Source organism: Chromohalobacter sp. 11-W (assembly GCF_029889905.1).
GTDB lineage: Bacteria > Pseudomonadota > Gammaproteobacteria > Pseudomonadales > Halomonadaceae > Chromohalobacter.
The window spans coordinates 1-1,455 of sequence record NZ_JARANZ010000026.1; the positions used below are offsets into that span (position 1 = coordinate 1).

Genomic DNA, 1,455 nt, shown 5'->3' on the forward strand with positions numbered 1-1,455 from the left:
ATTGAACTGACCCCCAATCGTTGGACGGTTAGTTCTCTTAACCGGCGGCCATGGCCTGAGTCCTGTATTGCACGGGGCTCAGGCCTTTTAGTCTCTGCTTGATCCGCTGATGGTTGTAGTAGTGGATGTACTCGGCAATGCCTTGCTGCAATTGCTCAACGGTATCGAACTGGTTCAGATGGAAGTACTCCGCTTTCAGGGTGCCGAAAAAACTCTCCATAGCGGCATTGTCCAGACAATTCCCTTTCCGTGACATGCTGCGCAGTATCCGCTTCTCCACCACCAGGCGACGATAGTTAGGGTGGCGGTAATGCCACCCCTGATCCGTGTGCAATAGAGGCCGATCATCTGGCCTTAGCCGGTCAAAGGCGCTCTTCAGCATATACTTCACTAGGCCGAATACCGGTCGTGGCCCAGTCTGGAAGGCGATAATTTCGCCGTTATACAGATCCATGACCGGTGACAGGTAGAGTTTCTGGTCATTGACCTTGAATTCGGTGATGTCGGTCACCCAGCGTTGATTCGGCCCTTGGGCTTGAAATCGACGCTGTAGCGTATTGGGAGCGGCATAGCCCTCGACGCCGCGATAAGCTCGATATCGTTTGGGGCGAACGCGGGACTTCAAGCCCAGCTGCTGCATCAACCGCTGGACGGTCTTGTGGTTGACCGCCTCGCCTGCCTGGCGCAGCACAGCGGTGATACGGCGATAGCCATAGCGTCCCTTGTGGTGATCATAGATCGCCTGGATACGCGCCTTCAGAGGCGCATACAGATCGTCAGCCCTCAGGACCTTGAGCTGGTAGTAGAACGTGCTGCGCGGCAGCGATGCCGCACGCAGCAGCAGCGCTAGGGGGTGCTCATGCCTTAACCCTTGGACGGCTTGGGCTTTTTGCCCCGTGTCGTCGCCCGTTTCTCTCGGGCCAAGGCATCGAGCTTTTTTAGATAGGCATTCTCTGCCCGCAGATAGGCCAGCTCCTCGAGCAGTCCCTCATGAGAGCGCTCACCATCGGTGGGAGGCTCGGGCGGTGGCGATGGGGGCTTCTGGGGCATCGGGCGGCGTCCCGTACGTTTCGGTTCCAAGGCGGTTAGGCCACCACTATGGTACTGGTGCTCCCATCTGCCAATAGCGCCAGCGGCACGGATATCAAACAGGATCTCGGTCTGTCGGATCGACAAACCGTCGCGCCACATCTTTTCCAGCACCTCGCGCTTGAACGCTGGGCTGTAGTGGCGACGTGTCGGGCGCAATCCTGAAGGCCCATGCTGCCGGTACTGTTCTACCCATCGCCTGACCATAGAGTAGTCCAGACCAAGCTGGTGGGCGGCCGCTTCTAGGCCGACATCTCCACTCAGGTATTGCTGCACCACTTGCCACTTAAACTGGTCGCTGTACTGGTTCTTCATAGAAACACCCCGAAGGTTGGATTGGGTGTCCAACTTTCGGGGTGCAGTTCA

1 protein-coding gene is annotated in these 1,455 nt (G+C 57.5%); it reads right to left on the reverse strand.

Annotated features, from left to right (window positions below):
- Positions 1-37: 37 nt before the first annotated feature.
- Positions 38-1,404 (reverse strand): IS3 family transposase gene (locus OP494_RS17100; RefSeq protein ID WP_280542774.1). Its coding sequence is split into 2 segments (ribosomal slippage): positions 38-942 and positions 942-1,404, totalling 1,368 coding nucleotides; the frame shifts between segments, so codons are not numbered across the junction.
- Positions 1,405-1,455: the final 51 nt, after the last annotated feature.